The sequence below is a fragment of the Soonwooa buanensis genome (assembly GCF_900167905.1).
In the GTDB taxonomy this organism is placed as follows: domain Bacteria; phylum Bacteroidota; class Bacteroidia; order Flavobacteriales; family Weeksellaceae; genus Soonwooa; species Soonwooa buanensis.
The window spans coordinates 135898-154961 of the sequence record NZ_FUYZ01000006.1 but is presented as its reverse complement, the minus strand read 5'-3'; the positions used below and the strand labels follow the sequence as shown (position 1 = coordinate 154961).

The window sequence follows — 19064 nt, the reverse complement described above, 5'->3', positions numbered from 1 at the left end:
TTAGTTTACAGATTTCGTGTCAATGGCAATACCTGGACTCATAGTAGAAGAAAGGTAGATAGACTTAACATATACACCTTTAGCCGCAGTTGGCTTTAACTTCATTAGAGTTTGGATTAATTCCTGAGCATTTTCCTTGATTTTATCAGCATCGAAAGATACTTTACCGATAGCAGCGTGGATAATACCATATTTGTCAACTTTGAAGTCGATTTTACCAGATTTCACTTCAGAAACCGCTTTACCAACTTCCATTGTAACAGTACCAGATTTTGGGTTTGGCATTAGACCTCTTGGACCTAATACACGTCCTAAAGGACCTAGTTTACCCATAACTGCTGGCATAGTAACGATAACGTCAACATCTGTCCAACCATCTTTTATTTTTTGTAAGTACTCATCAAGACCTACATAATCAGCACCAGCTTCTTTAGCTTCTGCTTCTTTATCTGGAGTTACTAAAGCAAGAACTTTAACATCCTTACCAGTACCATGAGGAAGAGATACAACACCTCTTACCATTTGGTTAGCTTTTCTTGGATCAACGCCTAATCTTACAGCGATATCTACAGAAGCATCAAACTTTGCAGTGTTTACTTCTTTCACTAAAGCAGAACCTTCTTCTAATGAATAAGCTTTGTTCTTTTCTACTTTTGCTAAAGCTTCCTTTTGCTTTTTTGTTAATGTTGCCATAATTCTTACGCGTTTGTTGGTTTAGTTCCTGTTACTCTTAATCCCATAGATCTTGCAGTTCCTGCAACCATACTTAAAGCTGAATCCATTGTAAAGCAGTTAAGGTCTGCCATTTTATCTTCAGCGATTTTTTTAACTTGATCCCAAGATACAGATCCTACTTTGTTTCTGTTTGGTTCTCCAGAACCTTTCTTTACCTTAGAAGCTTCCATCAACTGAATAGCTGCTGGAGGAGTCTTGATTACGAATTCGAAAGATTTATCTTCGTAAACCGTAATAACTACAGGTAAAACTTGTCCTGGCTTGTCTTGAGTTCTTCCGTTAAATTGTTTACAAAACTCCATGATGTTAACACCTGCAGAACCCAATGCTGGACCTACTGGTGGCGAAGGGTTTGCTGCACCTCCTTTCACCTGAAGCTTAACCATTTTAAAGACTTTCTTAGCCATTTTGATTTGTTTTTGTGTGAATAATTAATGAATTTGGAAGCATTATTTATTCATACCAAATTGTTGTCTCACCCAACAAGATGGTATTTCGGATTGCAAAATTATAAAATATTTTTGAATCTACAAACACTAATCTACTAAAATTCAGATTATTTAAAAAAAACAAATAGATATATTGTTACAAGGTATTATATAAAAGTTGTTATAAAACTGAATATGTAAAAAATTGAAAATCTTAGATTCTAATAGCAACAATAGGCAAACTACTTTAATAATACTGATGTTATTATTATTACAAAAATGCAATTTCACTTACAAACATTTATATTTATAAACATTATTATCGACTGTAAATGCGTTCTTTAAAAAGTAAAAACTTGATTTTCTTGTAGATTAATAAGTATTAAACATTCTGTCGTTAAATATTTTTACATTTCTGCAATACTCATTATAAATTATTAGAAGCAAATATTCAAGCTATAATCCATTGAAAATCTAACTGCTGCCAATCGAACACAAAAACGACTACATAATAAAATAACAATGGCCAGAACTAATTCTGACCATTTTATATTTAAAGAAAACTTTATATAAAGTTATTTTTTTATAAATTTAGATGTTATTTTTTTTCCATTTTTAAGAGTGATAAGCCCAAAATAAGTTCCTGAAGCCAGTCCTGAAACTTCCACAATTGACTTACGAGAAGTTATAGCTAGACGTCCCGTAGAGTCGTACACCAATATACTTTCAAAATCTTTAGCTATAATATTCAAATTATGACTCACAAGAGTTTCTGCAAAAACAGAAGTTTTGTTTGAAAACAATTCGGAAGTCCCCAACACATTTTTACCTTCAATTTTGAAAGTTAAACCAGAGACCAAATTACTCCAAGCTCCATTGGTATAAGTTCGCGCAAGACTTGTTCCCGAAGTGTTAACCCCTGGATAGTTGTGCCAATCTGTTAAATTTGAAGGATATGGTGCGTTAATATTAGCACTGAAAATAATCCAATACTTTTTATTGGCTTGTAGATTCACATTCTTAGAACTTAAATCAATCATAAAGTCTTGCACCATACCACTACTTTCCAAAATAATACCATCTAGACTATCTACAGATTGATACACAACGTTCTCGCTCCCTGGCTCTGTATTTAAAATTTCACCCTCTACAATATAGAAGTCAACAGAACGCAAAATACTAGCAAGATTGGCGTAAATCTGAGCACCTTCCAAAGTAATTTTAGTAAGTTTAGAATTATCATTTAAAATGAAATCATCTGCAATATGAATACTTCTAGAAACTGAAGAAGAACCACTAATTGCGGTACCATTAGACTGTTGTTGCTGATCAAACAAGGTTAAATCCTGAGCGTTTAAATTGCTAAATCCTAAACATAATCCAATTATGGATGAAAAGTAGATTTTTTTATTACACATATATTAATATTTATTCAAATATAAACAAATATAATTAAAAAAACCACTCGATTGAGTGGTTTCAAATATAGTATAATTTTTTTTATCCTACTTTTTCTACTTGTACGAAGCTAAGCTCCATAGGTGTCTTACGACCAAAAATCATAACTGACACTTCAAGTTTTTTCTTCTCTTCAAGAATTTTTTCGATAGTACCGTTAAATCCATTGAAAGGACCATCGATAACTTTCACATTCTCTCCAACTACGTAAGGGATTTCAACATCTGTTGCAAATTCTGACAACTCATCCATCTTACCTAACATTCTGTTAACCTCTGATTTTCTCATCGGTACAGGATCTCCACCTTTAGTTAAACTTAAGAAAGAAATAACCCCCGGAATGTTTTTGATGATGTGAGGCACCTCACCTACTAGATCCGCTTCTACCATTAGATAACCTGGATAATAAGGTCTTTCTTTAGGAACCTTTTTACCATTTCTAATTAAGATAACTTTCTCCATTGGAATAACGACCTGAGTAACATAAGACTCCATGTTAAGTCTTCTCATTTCGTTCTCAATATAGTTCTTAACTTTATTTTCCTGCCCGCTGATTGCTTTCAGCACATACCATTTCAACTCACCCATCGCAGAAAACCTTAGTTAAATATATTAATTAAAGAAGATACAAAATTCTTAATTGTCGTACTAAACAAAGTATCTACACCGAATGTAAACATAGCTAGAATAACAGTAGATATTGCAACAACGATAGTTGAAGATTGCAAATCTGGCCACTTCGGCCACTCTACCTTATCTTTAAACTCTGTGTAAGAACCTTTCAAAAAATCAATTAGCGAACTCATAAAATTCTTATTAGCACGGGCACAAGGACTCGAACCCTGATCAACGGTTTTGGAGACCGGTATCCTACCATTGGACGATGCCCGTAGATTAAAAAGTTCCGCAAGCTTCCTTGCGGAACTTTTATATATTTTCGATATTAGTCGATAATTTCAGTTACCTGACCAGCACCAACTGTTCTACCACCTTCTCTGATCGCAAATCTAAGACCTACGTTAAGAGCGATTGGTTGTAACAATTCTACTGTAATAGTTAAGTTATCACCAGGCATTACCATCTCAACACCTTCTGGTAAGAAGATCTCACCTGTAACGTCAGTTGTTCTTACGTAGAACTGAGGACGGTATTTGTTATGGAATGGTGTGTGACGACCACCTTCTTCTTTAGAAAGGATATAAACCTCTGCTTTGAATTTTTTGTGTGGAGTTACTGAATCCTTCTTAGCGATTACCATACCTCTCTTGATGTCAGTTTTTTCAATACCTCTCAACAATAGACCTACGTTATCACCAGCTTCACCTCTATCTAGGATCTTTCTGAACATCTCAACCCCTGTAATAGTAGAAGTTAATTTTTCATCACCCATACCAACGATATCAACTGGATCACCAGTGTTGATAACACCAGCCTCGATTCTACCAGTTGCTACAGTACCTCTACCTGTAATAGAGAATACGTCTTCGATTGGCATCAAGAATGGCTTATCTGAATCTCTAACTGGTTGCTCGATCCAAGTATCTACAGCGTTCATCAATTCATCAACAGTTGCAACCCATTTTGGCTCACCGTTAAGCGCTCCTAATGCAGAACCAGCGATTACTGGAGAATCTTCTGAATAGTCATAAGTAGATAATAAATCTCTTAATTCCATTTCAACAAGTTCTAACAATTCTGGATCATCAACCATATCCACTTTATTCATGAATACAACAATTCTAGGTACGTTTACCTGACGACAAAGAAGGATATGCTCTCTAGTTTGAGGCATTGGACCATCTGTTGCAGCACATACTAAGATTGCACCATCCATTTGAGCAGCACCAGTTACCATGTTCTTAACATAATCGGCGTGACCTGGACAGTCTACGTGAGCGTAGTGACGGTTTTCAGTTTCGTATTCAATATGTGAAGTATTGATAGTAATACCTCTTTCTTTTTCTTCTGGTGCAGAGTCAATCGCAGAGAAATCTCTTTTCTCAGCAAGACCTTTATCAGCTAATACTTTACTGATCGCAGCAGTTAAAGTAGTTTTACCATGGTCAACGTGACCAATAGTACCAATGTTCAAGTGGGGTTTGTTACGATTAAACGTTTCCTTTGCCATGACTTTAATATTTAATTATTTACAATTCAATTTTTAGGTGTGCAAATATAGTGATTTTTTTAATACCAAAATATTTTTTGATATTTTTTTTAAAAATTCACCAACATTTACACCTATTTATTTTTCAGATGCAAATTTACAAAAAAAATTCACTTTCGAAAACTTATTATTAATTAGTTCAAAATTATTCAAAAGATATTTCTTTTTTATTTCTGTTAAACATCCAAAATATAATAGGAAATATCAACAAGGTTAACACAGTTGCAGTTATCAAACCGCCTATAATAACGATAGCTAGAGGTTTTTGTGACTCAGAGCCAATACCTGTTGACAATGCAGCTGGCAATAATCCTATCGACGCCATCATAGCCGTCATCACTACTGGACGCGTCCTAACTTTAACACCTTGGAAAATGGAATCCTCCAAACTTAATCCCAATTTAACGTTATGATGAAACTCCGTTATTAAAATCACACCATTTTGGATACAAATCCCAAGTAAGGCAATCATCCCAACGCCAGCCGAAATTCCGAAATTCATATTGGTGAGATGTAGAGCCAAAATCCCGCCGATTAAAGCAAACGGAACATTGGCTAAAACCAACAACGAATCTTTCATGTTCCCGAATAGAATAAATAACAAGAAGAAAATCATTATAAAACTAATCGGCACCACTTGTCCAAGTCTGTGCGTCGCACGCTGTTGATTTTCGAACTGTCCTGTCCAACCAACCGAATAGCCTTCTGGCAACTTGATGTCAGCAACTTTCTGTTGTGCATCGGCGATAGTGCTTCCCAAGTCACGATCACGGATAGAAAATTTAACACCGATATAACGTTTGATATCATCTCTATAAATAAACGCCGCGCCATTATCCTTCTCAATTGTAGAAATCTCTTTTAAAGGAATTTTAGAACCATCTTGCGTCGGCACCATCAACGATGCGATATCGGTTTCGTTCTTTCGATATTCTTCGGAGTAACGTAATCTAATCGGAAACTTCCTTTCACCGTCAAACATTTCCGAAGCTGTTTTCCCTCCGAAAGCCATTTCTAAAACCGCTTGCGCATCCGATGCCATCACACCATAAGCTGCCATCTTATTACGGTCAAGCACCACGACAACTTCTGGTTGACCAATATTTTTAATAATTCCGGCATCTTTAACACCATCAACATTTTTAATCGATTTTAAAACATCTTCTGCCAAACGATCCAAGGTATTAAGATTGTCGCCATAGATTTTAATACCATTTTCAGCTTTAAAACCTGCAACCGCCTCAGCAACGTTATCGGAAATCGGTTGAGAATAATTAAATGTTATCCCTTGATAATTTCTAAGTTTAGCATCAATTTCTTCAATAAGTTCGTCGTAAGTTATCTTACGCTTCCACTGATCGCGTGGCGCAAGATTAACTGCAAACTGAACGAATCCAAAACCATTAGGATCGGTCCCGTCGTTACTACGTCCTGTTTGTGCCAAAACGCCAGTTACTTCCGAAAAGCTCATGATATCTTTTTTAAGCTCATCCGCTGTTTTCAGAGATTCTTTAAGCGAAGAACTCATCGGCATCTCCGCAGTTATCCATAGCGAACCTTCATTAAGTTGCGGAAGAAATTCGGTACCAAGGAATTTTGCAGAAAACAAAACACTTCCCAAAATGCCAAGCGCGATAATGATGCTTTTCTTTTTATTTTTAAAAGTGAATGAAAATCCTGCTAATACGATTCTGTCCCAAAAATTAACAAACGGATTATTTTTTTCTTTTACGTTTTTATTTAAAAGTAAATGCGATAAAACCGGCACTAAGGTCAATGTAAAAAGTAATGCACCCAACAACGCAAATCCCAAAGTATAAGCTAGTGGCGAAAACATTTTGCCTTCAACTTTCTGGAATGCAAAAATCGGCAGCAAAGATGTGATGATAATTAATTTTGAAAAGAAAATCGCTTTTCCAAGCCCAGTTCCGGTTTGTTTAATCCAACCGCCTTTTGCCATTTTGTTAAACCGATCCATGCCATATTTATGAGCACGATGGTCGAGCATTACAAAAAGTCCTTCAACCATGACGACGGCGCCATCGATGATAATCCCGAAATCGACAGCACCAAGCGATAAAAGATTGGCGCTCATTCCAGCGAGATTAAGACACAAAAACGCGAACAACAACGACAACGGAATAATAATAGACACGATAAAGGTCGTTCGCCAGTCCGCCATAAAAATAAAAACAATAACAGTTACCAAAATAATCCCTTCGATAAGGTTATGCATCACCGTTTTTGTCGTAAAATCCATAAGGTCATCGCGATCATAGAACGTCACCATCTTCACACCTTTTGGAAGAATCTTTTCGTTAAGCTCTTTAATTTTTGCTTTGACACCGACCAGAACTTCGCGTGGGTTTTCACCCTTTCTCATGACAACAATTCCTTCGACGGTATCTGGATGATGGTTAAGTGACGCTTGTCCAACTCTTGGCATCGACGACTCGTGGACTTCTGCAATATATTTAACCAAAACTGGATTTCCACTATCATTCTGAATGCTAATATTTTCAATGTCTTCAATCGATTTTGCAAGTCCAATCCCACGAACAACATAAGCTTGCCCATTTTTTTCGATGACGTCACCACCGACATTCAGGTTACTTTGTGTCACCGCGTCATAAACTTGTAGTGGCGTCAAATTATATTTATCCAAACGTCGTGGATCGATACTCAACTCGTAGACTTTCTCTTGACCACCAAAAACATTGATATCCGCAACGCCAGGAACGCCGCGCAGCGCACGATCAACCACCCAATTCTGAAGTGTTAGCAATTCTCGAGAATCTTTGGTTTCACTTTCTAAAGTATATCTAAAAATTTCGCCAGTTGGTCCATAAGGCGGCTGCACTTCTGGATCGACTTCGTTGGGAAGACTAACTGTCCGAAGTTGGTTGTTGACTTGATTCCGTGCAAATGTGTCATCTACGCCATCATCAAACAGAATTTTAACAATAGAAAGTCCAAACATCGTTGTACTTCGGACGCTTGTTTTTTTCTGAACCGAGCTCATCGCAAGCTCAACAGGCGTGGTCACAAAACGTTCTACTTCTTCGGCGCTTCTTCCATTCCATTGGGTAATGATGACAATCTGCGTATTGGTTACATCAGGAAATGCTTCAATCGGCATATTTTTAAAACTGATAAAACCCGCGACCGCCAAAATAGCAACCCAAATAAAAGTAAAGGCTTTATTTTTTAATGAAAATGAAATTATATTTTTAATGAATTTGTTCATAATAATTTTTTGAAAGTTTTCAGAAATGTTGGTTAGTAGCATCCTGAACAATTAGAATTAATTGCTCTAAATGCTTTCAAAAAAAGGAAAAAATGAAAAGAAAGTTTAAATCAAATTTCTAAACAATTAATGATCGATAGATTAAAAGTTGGTTGTTGGTTATCACTTCTTCGCCTTCGGAAACGCCTTCGGAAATGTAAGTGACGTCGCCAACTTGTTTAAGAATTTTAACCTCTTTGACTTTGATGTTAGTTCTTGATTTAAAAACCACAACAAAATAGCGGTTGTCATCATAAATCACCGCTTTGGACGGAACCGCAAGCGCAGTCGTACTATCTGTAGAAGTCACTTTTATCGTCGCTTTACTATCTGGAATAAGTAGACCGTCAGAATTATCCAAAATAACTTTGGCTTGCATCGCATTGGTATTTGGATCAATGATTTTAAAAATTTTATCAATCTTACCAAAGAAAGTTTTGTCAGGATATGTCAAAGTCGAAACTTCCGCTTTCATACCCAAATGGATTTTATCAATATCAGCTTCATTAATGTTCATAATCGCCCAAACCTCTTTGGTATTCGCCACATCAAAAATATTGTCACTTCTGTCGCTGCGCAATTGCATGTCTTTATTAATGTCTTTATGAACGATGTAACCGTTAATCGGCGCCAACACTGAATAAATATTTCCTTTTTTAACATTGTAAACCGTACTAACCGCATTGGCGCGTTGCATTTGATCTTGTGCTTTTTTCACTTGACTTTTGGCTTCGAGCACATCTTTTTCGGTGGTTAGTTTGCCTTCGTACATTTCTTTAGCCACACGAAGATTATTTTGCGCCACCACCAAATCGGTTTTAGCATCGCTAACATCCTTCTGAACTTCCGCAAGCTCTGTACTTCTAATGGTCGCCAAGACTTGACCTTTTCGGACATAATCGCCAAGTTCTGCATTAACACTCAACACATTACCGCCAACCAACGGAAACACATCGATGTAATTATTTTTGTCGGCTGCAATTTTTCCAAAAAAACTGATTTCGTTTTCTATAAATTTCTTTTCAACTTTTGCGAATTTGGTGGTTGCATACATTGTATTACTAAGTTCAAATCCTTTCTGTATCGGCGCTTTGACGTCTTTCTCGTTTTTAGAACAAGAAAAAAGTCCAATAACAACCGTCGGAATAATGATTAACTGTTTCATGATTAATAGAAAATTTTTGTTTGTACTAATTGATTTAATTGCTCGGCTGACAAAATAACTTGTCTTCGCATGTCGTAGAGTTGAAGCATCGTCTCGCGATAACTGTCCATAAAGTCGGTGAACTCAATAAGGCTGATGTTAGAATTTCTAAAATTCTTCAACATGCCATTATACACGGCGTGTAGATCTTTGATGTCCTCCTCGGTAATGGTTTTCAGTTGGTCGTAATTATTCTTCCAAGTGTTATAGGACGAAGCCACTTGTGTTTCTAAATCTAATTTTTGAAACTCAGCGTTTTTTTGATTTTGTTGAATCGCAAAGTTGGCTTTGTCAACATTTCCTTTATTACTTTTCCAAAGCGGAATCGGGATACCAACATTGAGGTTAACTTCATTACGAAAAACTCCACCATTTTGATCCCAAGCCGCACCAAGATTAAGATCGGGCACATTGAGCGACTTTTGCCATTGCGCATAAAGTTTCGCATTGTCTATCAAACGTTGAGCGTACTGATAGTCGGCATTATGAGTGATTGCTTTGGATTTAATCTGTTCCAAATCATCAGCTGTTGAAAGATCGAGAAGTTGCGAAGCATCGAGAGATTCGACAGCTGGCGTTATATCCTCGAAAATCCCTGTTAAAACCTTTAGAGTCTTTTGAAGTGCCAATATCTCGTTGTTAGACGCGATTTTATCATTATTCAATTGAATGACGAAACTTTGCAAACGCACTTTATCTTTTAAAGAAATATTGCCTTTTTTGACTTGAACATTATAAGCCGACAAAAGCTCTTCCATGTAGCCAAGTTGATGTTGGACATTTTCTAGTTTTTTGTTTTCGAAGTAAAGACTGAAAAAAGCGACTCTCAGCTGCGCTTTAAGATCAACTAACAATTGATTGAACTGCAACATCGACAATTCTTTATTTGACTTTGCAAAAGCAATTTCGTTTTTCTTTTTGCCACCAAGAAAAATAAGTTGCGACACGCTCACACTTTTAGAATGCGCAGCATCAAATACTTTTTTGTCCTCTGGGTTGTAAGCATTGACTTGCAAACTAAGTTCGGGTAACGGCCAAATCTTTGACTGCACAATGTCAGCATCTGCCATACTCAGATTGTATTGCTCTGCTAATAGTTGCAAATTGTTTTTTTGAAAGGCGACTTCACAGTCTGCGAGAGTCAGTTTTTGCTGGGCTCCAAATAGGCCACTGAACGCAAAAATTAAGCTTTTTACATATCTCATCTCATAGGCTTTGAGACAAAAGAGCACTTCTCAAATTAAAACCTCCTTAAAATTCAATTAAAAAAACATTAAATTATTTAAATACAACTAAACAAACAAAAACATAACACATTGATTTAAAACTAATTAAACTACCAAATCACACAAATTAACATTAGTTAAGTTTAAAAATCAAAAGAGGCGCTTTTTTGAAAATATTGAAAAATCAAGAAAAAAAGTCTAAAACAACTTAAATCTAAAATGTAAGTCTGAAGAGATTTTCGTTTTCGGATTTTGCGATGTAAGAAATATCGGCGTTATGATATTCCAGAATTCGCTTAGTAATTCGAAGTCCAAGTCCAGAGCCAGATTTGTTTTGCGTATTGTCGCCTCGCATAAAAGCTTCATACAATCGAGATTGTTCTTCTTCACTAAGCGTTTTTCCTTTAGAACAAACATCTACAACCAAATGATTATCGATCTGCAAAATGTCCACGCTAGCTTTCTGATCTTCTGAATAGATGGCTGCATTTTTCAATAAATTAATAAAAACGATTTCTAAAAGCGACTTAACACCACGAAGTTCTAAAATTTCGAGATCATCGATACTATCCAAGATTTCGAAATCCATCTGCAATTCTGGAAAGTTACTTTCAACATTTGCAAAAGCATCAAACACGACTTCGTCAATTCTCACAAGTTCGAAAATACTTCGGATGTTTTCTTTATCAAATTTGGTTAAAAGCAACAGCGAATTCGTCAAATCTGACAATTGATGGACGTCGGTGTGCATTCTTTTTAACGATGCTAACACTTCATCATCATGTTTTTGAAGCTTTATTAAATTCTCCAACTGGAAAGACATCCTCGTCAACGGCGTTCTGATCTCGTGCGAGGCACTTGCTGTAAAGTCTCTTTGCGATTGGAACACATCATTAAGCCGTTTAATCATCGTATTAAAAGACCTTGTCAATACACTTATTTCGTCTTTATAATTCTGCTCTGGGATTTGATTGGTTAATTTGTGCGCCGTAATCTCCGAAACTTGAGCGTTAAGTTCTTCGAGCGGTTTCAAAAACTTTCCAACGATATTGTAACAAAACAGCCAAAGAATAAGCAAACTAACTGCGTAGGAAAAAATTAAAAGATATTTTAGAAACAACAATTTCGAGTTACCATTAACATCAACCGCAGTTGTTAAAATGTAATATTTGGTGTTATTAATCTCACGAAGCGCCGCGTAGATTTCGGGAGAAGCACTTTCGTCGTAGATAATTTTCTTCTTTTCTAGATCATCCAAAATCCGACTATCCCAACTCACTTTTCGATCTTTAATCGTGCTGTAGATTAGTTCTCTTTTAGCATTAAAAATAAGAATCTGCTCATTAAGCAACACGTTATCAGAGTTTTCATCAAAAAACAAAGGCGCTTCTTCCTCAAAGTTTTTAGACTTTTCGATAAAAGTAATTGTAAAATCAAGCCGCTTTCTGAATCGTTCTTTAAATTCTTCCTTTCTAAAACCATTAAAAAGAATATAAATAACAATCATCACCAACCCAAACAAAATTGAAAAGGCGATACTTAGGTTAAGCGCTATCTTCCGTTTTAGAGTCATCTATTGTACAAGGCTAAGATAATAGCCAAAGCCGGAACGCGTATGGATTAACTTAACAGGGAAATCTTTATCGATTTTCTTTCTTAAAAAATTAATGTAAACTTCTACCGTATTGGTATTCGTACTAAAATTATGTTCCCACACTTGTTCGGTTATCTGCTGCTTAGACACTGTGCGACCTTGCGCTTCTGCCAAGAAAACCAAAAGTTGAAACTCTTTAACCGTTAAGTTAATTTCTTGATTTCCGCGAAAAGCTTTGTGATCTGCTTTGCTAATCTTAAGATCACCAATTATAATAACATCTTCAGAAGGCGAATCCGTAGACACTTTTCTACGCAACAAAGAGTTAATGCGCAGTAACAATTCTTCAAACTGAAAAGGCTTAACTAGATAATCATCTGCCAAACGGCTATAAGCATCTTTTTTATCCGATAAATCCCCGTAAGCAGACAAGATAATGATAGGCGTTGTTTTGTCGTAAGAACGTATCGTTTCGCAGACTTCTAGCCCGTTAATTTTAGGAACATTAATGTCTAGAAGAAAAAAATCATAATGCTGCATTTTGGCTTGACTTAAAAAAGCTTCGCCATCATAAACCTTATCACAAGTAAAATCATTAGCAGTCAAAAACTTGCAAAGTTCTTCTGATAACACCAAGTCGTCTTCGAGAATTAATACCTTCATCCGAAAAATTTTTCTGAAAATTAACAAAAAATAAAGACATAAAAAAAATCCTAGTATTATTTTAGGATTTTGATTGTTTTAAATCTTCACTAAAATGCAAACCTTTTTTAAAAGTTTAAAAATGGTGTGAAAATAGTGTCCATAAATTATCTGTAAATTCAGATTATTACAGATAACACATAAAAGAAAAAACCGCTATAAAAGCGGTTTGTATAGAGAGCCAACAATGAGATTTGAACTCACGACCTCTTCCTTACCAAGGAAGCGCTCTACCCCTGAGCTATGTCGGCTTGGATAAAAAAAAATCACATTCCAGAAGAGGTTTGTGATTTTAGTTGAGCGGAAGACGGGGGTCGAACCCGCGACATTCAGCTTGGAAGGCTGACGCTCTACCAACTGAGCTACTTCCGCAATTTTGTTTCCAAAAATGTTGGTAACGGGAGCAAATTTAAAAATTAAATTTTGAATTTGCAAAATTAAAAAAACGTGGGGAGAGCAGGATTCGAACCTGCGAAGCCGAAGCAACTGAGTTACAGTCAGTCCCATTTGACCGCTCTGGAATCTCCCCAGTATTTTTAATAGAGCCTCCAGAGGGATTCGAACCCACGACCCCGAGATTACAAATCACGTGCTCTGGCCAACTGAGCTATGGAGGCATTTATTATTTAAGAACTCTTATCTTGCTTTGGTTAAGCGGTTGCAAATATAAAACTTATTTTCTTATTTTCAAAAACTTTTTCAAGTTTTTTTTTAATTTTTATTTTTTTGTGACTTTTTGCAAAGCCTTATAAAAACTGAGGATTTCAAAAAACTTTCGTTCTGTTTTGCGAGTGCAAATATAACGTAGTTTTATTGAAATCCCCAAATTTTTTATTAAGTTTTTTCAAACTTTTTTCTAAGCCATTTCTTTTCTCTTGATTAACAATTTCTTAGCGGTGTCCGCACAAAGATCAAGACTTTCTTCAAAGCTAGCGCAAGTCTTCTTAACAACGATATCGTCGCCCGGAATTTTTACAATAAGCTCGGTAGTTTTGTTTTCTTTGTCCGAAGTATTTTCTACTTTTAAGAATACTTGACACTCGACAATTTTGTCATAAAACGTATCTAATTTGTTTAATTTGTTTTCAATTCTTTCTTCTAATGGTTCGTGAGGTGTCAACCCCATTGCCTGAACTGTGATTTTCATAACAACATTTTTTTTTGAAAATTAATATTATGGATGTGATGGTGTATCACATTCTTCCTATTTCTTTAGCGCTCTTGGGTGCGCTTTGTTAAAGACCTTCTTCAATTCTTCTATATTAGCTTCGGTATAGACTTGTGTTGAGGCTAAACTGGAATGTCCCAAGATTTTTTTTACTTTCGAAATTTCGGCGCCGTTGTTCAAAACATGTGTAGCAAAGCTATGTCTGAGAATATGCGGACTTCTCTTTTCTTTTGTAGTAACAAGACTAAGGTACTTATTTACCACCGAATAAACAAATCTTTCACCGAGTTTTTTGCCCTTTTTGTTAACAAAAAAATAAGTTTTATTTTCTTCATCAGGACGACGTACTTCGGCATAATTTTGGAGGTCACGATGCAATCTTTCTGAAATCGGAACTACACGCTGCTTATTTCCTTTACCAATAATCTTAAATTCGGATTTGCTAAAGTCTACGTTTTCGAAAAGGAGATTACAAAGTTCTGCCTTTCTCATCCCCGTTTGATACAAAGTCTCAATTATCAACTTTTCTAACAAAGACATGGCTGACTTATTTTCGGTCTTCTCCTGCAACATAGTCATCTCATCTTGAGAAAAGGCTTGTTGCTTTTCTGCATAGAACTTAAGGGACGAGATACTTTCCATCGGAGAGACTGTAATCTCTCCAATTCTGAGTAAATAAACGTAAAAACCACGTAAGGACGACAGCTTCCGGTTGATACTTCGTTTGCTGAGTTTATTCTCGCTAAGCTGTACTATAAAATTACGAATTACCTTCTTGTTAACGCCACGAAGATCTGCGGTGGCTTCGGTTTCTAAAACAAAGGAAGCAAAGTCTTCTAAGTCTTTTTGATAAGATGTTATGGTGTGTACGGAATATCGTTTTTCGATACGGATATAATCCAAGAATTTTTCTAACATCGACTAAAATGGATTAGGTATAAAACAAAAAATCACTCTCAAATATACGAATTTGAGAGTGATTGTATGATTAGCTAAAAAGAATATTAAGCTTGTTCTTCTTTGCTTTGTAGTCTTTGTTTATGAGCTGCTTTTGCTAAAGCTTGTCTGTTAGTTACAGAAGGCTTGATAAATTGTTGTCTTGCTCTTAGTTTACGAACAACACCTGTTTTATCAAATTTTCTTTTGTACTTTTTTAAAGCTCTGTCGATAGACTCTCCGTCTTTTACTGGAATTATTAACATATTTTACATCTCATTTTGAGTTGCAAAAATAGAACTATTTTTTGAATCTGCAAATTTTATTTTCTTTTTTTGAAGAATTTTTATCAAATACACGGATCTCGCGTGAGCGATGTTAGCGGAAATCCTTTGGCTTGGCGCGAGGCGGCGGAGCGTAGCGGAGCCGTCCGAGCGTCAAGCCAAAGATTGTAGCGGACGTAGCGACCCAAGCGAGAAACTGGAGGTGCGCAGCGAAGCAAGCACCAAAAGTTACCGAGCGAAGGGACACGCCATAAAAAAACTCCCAACAGAATCGGGAGTTAATTGTTTATGCTTTGATGTACATTGCTTTTTTTATTTCAGCTTTTACAGTTTCTAGTTTCGGGAACCATTCTGCAAATAATGCTGCCGAATATGGAGCAGGCGCATCTGGCGTCGTAATTCTCTTAATTGGTGCATCCAAATAATCGAAAGCTTTCTGCTGAACCATATAAGTAATTTCTGAAGCGACAGAACCAAACGGCCAAGCTTCTTCTAAAATCACCAATCTGTTTGTCTTTTTAACCGAAGCCAAAACAGTTTCGTAATCTAATGGTCTAACTGTTCTAAGGTCGATAACCTCAACAGAAATGCCTTCTTTTTCTAAATCTGCAGCAGCTTGCATCGCCAACTTCATGATTTTACCGAAAGAAACTAAAGTCACATCTTTTCCTTCTTTTTTGATATCGGCTTTCCCAATCGGGATGTAATATTCTTCTTCTGGAATTTCCATTTTGTCGCCATACATCTGCTCTGACTCCATGAAAATAACTGGATCGTTATCCTGAATTGCTGTTTTCAAAAGTCCTTTCGCATCGTAAGGGTTAGATGGTACAATTACCTTAAGCCCTGGACAGTTAGCATACCAACTTTCGAAAGCTTGCGAGTGCGTCGCCCCCAACTGACCTGCTGAAGCTGTTGGTCCACGGAAAACGATTGGCACATTCCACTGTCCACCACTCATCTGGAACATTTTTGCAGCGTTGTTGATGATCTGGTCAATAGCAACCATCGAGAAGTTAAAGGTCATGAATTCTACGATCGGGCGATTCCCATTCATAGCTGATCCAACTGCGATACCAGAAAAACCTAGTTCTGCGATTGGTGCATCGATGATTCTTTTAGCTCCAAATTCGTCCAACATACCTTTAGAAGCTTTGTAAGCTCCGTTATATTCTGCAACCTCCTCTCCTACTAAGTATATGGATTCGTCCTTGCGCATCTCCTCGCTCATAGCTTGAGCAATGACTTCACGAAAAGTATATTCTTTCATTTATTGAAAAATTTTAGACTACAAAAGTAAGATTTTTTTATTATTTGCATAGCATAAAAAAGCAAGCTCCTGAGAACTTGCTTTTTTTGATATTAAATTTTAAGTAATATTAGTCTACTTTGTGCCAAGTTTGGGTTCTTCCGATAAGAGAGATTCCCATGTAACCTCTTACATTAAGTTTGTCTCCATCTTTTGTAATTGTACACTTGTAAGTTTTACCGTTTTTTGGATCTGTGATTGTCCCTCCAGTAAATTCGTTACCGTCTTTTGATAGTCCACGGATAACTTCCATACCCAAAATTGGTTTTCCTTTGCGGTCATCTTTACAACCTGTACAATTAGGATCTGTAGGCTTAATCAACAATTGGGCTACTTTTCCGTAATATTTACCATCAGATTTCTTAAAAATCTCAACATAAGATTTTGCTTTTCCTGTTTCGTCATCGATGGTTTTCCATTTTCCTTCGATTTGAGCGAAAGACATAGCACTAATGAATATTGTTGCAAACGCAAGCATGTATTTTTTCATAATTTTAAATTTATTAACAATGTTATGATATAAAGAACTTGTTAAAGTTAAATTAACATTCGATAAAAATAAATAAATATTCTATACCAACAAGTATTTTTTAATTAATGATTCAAAAAGTAATATGCATCTAATACAACTTTTTGTTAATCACGCGATTCATATAATCTTGATACCAAGCTTTTACCTTCATCATATCCAATTCTTGCTGCTTAGATTTTGGTTTGTTAATCTGATTATTGGTCAATCCTAAATCAGTTTTATCATAGATCCCCGTTACTTCTTTTCCATTAAAAGTATAAATAAAATCTCCAATAATCATTTGTTCTTGGATAGAATCAGAGTTTACAATAATGCTCGGCTCACTTTTATCAGACACCAAACTTCGTCCCCAACTTCGGATTGGTTTATTGTATCCCATCAAATCTGCTAAAGTTGGATAAATATCAATCTGCTGGACGAAATCTTTATTAACACCTTGAAGATTATATTTCGGGTTGGGAGAATAAAACAACAACGGAATTGCAAAGCGATTCATTGTTTTTTGATATTCTGGATAATGGATCATATTGGTATGATCCGCCGTAATCACAAAAATCGTGTTTTGATACCAAGGTTTTTTAGAAGCGGTTTCAAAAAACTTTTTCAGAGACAAATCCGTGTATTGAATAGGTTCGTGGATCGCCAAAGGTCCTTTTTTAAATTTACCCTTATATTGTTCTGGAATCTTAAAAGGATCATGTGACGAAGCTGTGAAAATCGTTGACAAAAAGGGTTGGTGTTTCCCGATATTATTTGCGAAATACTGGAAAAATGGCTCATCCCAAATTGACCAAATTCCATCAAAATCTTTATCATTATTATATTCGTCTTTTCCGAAATAATGTTTAAAACCTAAAATATTTCCAAATCCTAAAAAGCCCATCGAGCCATTTGGTGCACCGTGATAAAAACTTGTATCATAGCCCAAATCATTAGCGACAGAAACAATCGACTGAATTTTTTGGTTAGAATATGGCGACGACGTAAAAGCATCCGTCAAACTCGGAATCCCCGCCAACACAGAACTCATCCCATGTATCGACTGGCGACCATTAGCAAAAGCATTAGTGAAAATCAAACTATGTTGCGCCAAACTATCTACAAAAGGCGTGTAGGACACATAATCTTTAATATTTGTTTCTTTATTAAATGCACCTGAATATTCTTTTCCGAAACTTTCAACAATAAAAATAACAACATTTGGTCGGGCCTCAACTTGCCGATTGTAATGTTTATAAGGTTGAATTTCCTTTTCGATAAAGGATTCATCAACGAAATGAACAATTTTAAAACTGTTCGTATTTATCGTTCTGAAAAACGAAAAAACACTGTTAAGAACAACATTGGCTAAAGTTGGATTCTTGACATGTTTGTTTGCGTCCACCAAATTAATCGGTCGCGTACTATGTCTAAAATCGCCACGAATACCGCCAACAACCAAAACTGCAGTTCCGCACAATATCAAAATGCTCGAAATAAAATACACCAATAAATTCTGTGGTTTTCGATATTGGACTTTAACACGTTTATACAAAAACACCCAAAGCGCCATGCACAACACAAAACTTATCAAAACCATTGGATTCTGAATAGTTGAATTCAAAAAAACCTTGGTTAAATTACTTTCGTGCTCAACAACAGAAAGCACCGAAGATGTCAAACGCGACTGGCTAAATCTGAAATAAACAAAATCTCCAAAATTAAAAGAAAACGCAATCCCATTAGTGATAAAATACCACCAAAATAAAAATTTTTGATATCCCGCTTTTGAATTAACAATTATTGGAATTAAACTCAACAATATAAACACCGAATTGACATACAAAATCGCGGTCGTATCGAAGGCTGTCCCATGATAAGCAATATTAAAATAATCACCAATGCTATCGATTTTTAGCAAGTCTCGGTTAAAAAACCAAAACAAAAATCTCGCAATTTGATAAAAAAAGTAAACCAAAAAAAGGCGATACATCAGGATTAAAAACTCCTGCCATCTTATTTCTTTCATCTTGCAAAAATACATTTTTTACATGTT

The 19064-nt window shown here is 35.9% G+C and carries 17 protein-coding genes and 5 tRNA genes; all 22 read right to left on the bottom strand.

Going from position 1 to position 19064, the window contains the following annotated elements; all coding sequences use genetic code 11:
- On the bottom strand, nucleotides 1-693 hold the full coding sequence (gene rplA, locus B5X62_RS10060) for a 50S ribosomal protein L1 (protein ID WP_079667292.1): 693 nt from the start codon (nucleotides 691-693) through the stop codon (nucleotides 1-3).
- A gap of 5 nt (nucleotides 694-698) precedes the next feature.
- Entirely contained in the window at nucleotides 699-1142 is a 444-nt protein-coding gene (gene rplK / locus B5X62_RS10055; RefSeq protein WP_079667291.1) for a 50S ribosomal protein L11, read from the bottom strand.
- Between the two features lie 596 nt (nucleotides 1143-1738).
- Nucleotides 1739-2581: a T9SS type A sorting domain-containing protein gene (locus B5X62_RS10050; protein WP_079667290.1), complete on the bottom strand. Its 843-nt coding sequence runs from the start codon at nucleotides 2579-2581 to the stop codon at nucleotides 1739-1741.
- Nucleotides 2582-2663: 82 nt separating this feature from the next.
- Complete coding sequence (gene nusG, locus B5X62_RS10045) at nucleotides 2664-3209, bottom strand: transcription termination/antitermination protein NusG (protein ID WP_079667289.1); 546 nt, start codon at nucleotides 3207-3209, stop codon at nucleotides 2664-2666.
- A gap of 11 nt (nucleotides 3210-3220) precedes the next feature.
- Nucleotides 3221-3427 (bottom strand): preprotein translocase subunit SecE, encoded by a 207-nt coding sequence (gene secE / locus B5X62_RS10040; protein ID WP_079667288.1) that lies wholly within the window; start codon nucleotides 3425-3427, stop codon nucleotides 3221-3223.
- A 14-nt stretch (nucleotides 3428-3441) separates the two neighbouring features.
- Nucleotides 3442-3512: transfer RNA gene (locus B5X62_RS10035), tRNA-Trp, on the bottom strand.
- Nucleotides 3513-3564: 52 nt separating this feature from the next.
- Entirely contained in the window at nucleotides 3565-4749 is a 1185-nt protein-coding gene (tuf, locus tag B5X62_RS10030) for an elongation factor Tu (protein WP_079667287.1), read from the bottom strand.
- A gap of 184 nt (nucleotides 4750-4933) precedes the next feature.
- Nucleotides 4934-8035: an efflux RND transporter permease subunit gene (locus tag B5X62_RS10025; RefSeq protein ID WP_079667325.1), complete on the bottom strand. Its 3102-nt coding sequence runs from the start codon at nucleotides 8033-8035 to the stop codon at nucleotides 4934-4936.
- Between the two features lie 118 nt (nucleotides 8036-8153).
- Nucleotides 8154-9239 carry an efflux RND transporter periplasmic adaptor subunit gene (locus B5X62_RS10020; protein WP_079667286.1) on the bottom strand — a complete coding sequence of 362 codons (1086 nt, stop codon included), beginning with the start codon at nucleotides 9237-9239 and terminating at the stop codon, nucleotides 8154-8156.
- 2 nt (nucleotides 9240-9241) lie between these two features.
- Nucleotides 9242-10483: a TolC family protein gene (locus tag B5X62_RS10015; protein ID WP_185116716.1), complete on the bottom strand. Its 1242-nt coding sequence runs from the start codon at nucleotides 10481-10483 to the stop codon at nucleotides 9242-9244.
- Between the two features lie 235 nt (nucleotides 10484-10718).
- Nucleotides 10719-12077, bottom strand: a complete 1359-nt coding sequence (locus B5X62_RS10010) for an ATP-binding protein (protein ID WP_079667285.1) — start codon at nucleotides 12075-12077, stop codon at nucleotides 10719-10721.
- Nucleotides 12078-12761 carry a response regulator transcription factor gene (locus B5X62_RS10005; protein ID WP_079667284.1) on the bottom strand — a complete coding sequence of 228 codons (684 nt, stop codon included), beginning with the start codon at nucleotides 12759-12761 and terminating at the stop codon, nucleotides 12078-12080. It abuts the gene before it with no gap.
- A gap of 218 nt (nucleotides 12762-12979) precedes the next feature.
- A tRNA-Thr gene (locus B5X62_RS10000) sits at nucleotides 12980-13051 on the bottom strand.
- 48 nt (nucleotides 13052-13099) lie between these two features.
- Nucleotides 13100-13172: transfer RNA gene (locus B5X62_RS09995), tRNA-Gly, on the bottom strand.
- Nucleotides 13173-13248: 76 nt separating this feature from the next.
- Nucleotides 13249-13329: transfer RNA gene (locus B5X62_RS09990), tRNA-Tyr, on the bottom strand.
- Nucleotides 13330-13343: 14 nt separating this feature from the next.
- A tRNA-Thr gene (locus B5X62_RS09985) sits at nucleotides 13344-13417 on the bottom strand.
- Between the two features lie 239 nt (nucleotides 13418-13656).
- Nucleotides 13657-13947 (bottom strand): HPF/RaiA family ribosome-associated protein, encoded by a 291-nt coding sequence (locus tag B5X62_RS09980; RefSeq protein WP_079667283.1) that lies wholly within the window; start codon nucleotides 13945-13947, stop codon nucleotides 13657-13659.
- Between the two features lie 57 nt (nucleotides 13948-14004).
- On the bottom strand, nucleotides 14005-14886 hold the full coding sequence (locus B5X62_RS09975; RefSeq protein ID WP_079667282.1) for a tyrosine-type recombinase/integrase: 882 nt from the start codon (nucleotides 14884-14886) through the stop codon (nucleotides 14005-14007).
- A gap of 86 nt (nucleotides 14887-14972) precedes the next feature.
- The gene (gene rpsU, locus B5X62_RS09970) at nucleotides 14973-15170 is read right to left on the bottom strand and encodes a 30S ribosomal protein S21 (RefSeq protein WP_079667281.1); all 198 of its coding nucleotides are present in this window, start codon (nucleotides 15168-15170) and stop codon (nucleotides 14973-14975) included.
- Between the two features lie 304 nt (nucleotides 15171-15474).
- Nucleotides 15475-16458, bottom strand: a complete 984-nt coding sequence (locus B5X62_RS09965; protein WP_079667280.1) for a pyruvate dehydrogenase complex E1 component subunit beta — start codon at nucleotides 16456-16458, stop codon at nucleotides 15475-15477.
- A gap of 109 nt (nucleotides 16459-16567) precedes the next feature.
- Nucleotides 16568-16987 (bottom strand): DUF2147 domain-containing protein, encoded by a 420-nt coding sequence (locus B5X62_RS09960; RefSeq protein ID WP_079667279.1) that lies wholly within the window; start codon nucleotides 16985-16987, stop codon nucleotides 16568-16570.
- Nucleotides 16988-17117: 130 nt separating this feature from the next.
- Nucleotides 17118-19037: an LTA synthase family protein gene (locus tag B5X62_RS09955; RefSeq protein WP_079667278.1), complete on the bottom strand. Its 1920-nt coding sequence runs from the start codon at nucleotides 19035-19037 to the stop codon at nucleotides 17118-17120.
- Between the last annotated feature and the right edge of the window lie 27 nt (nucleotides 19038-19064).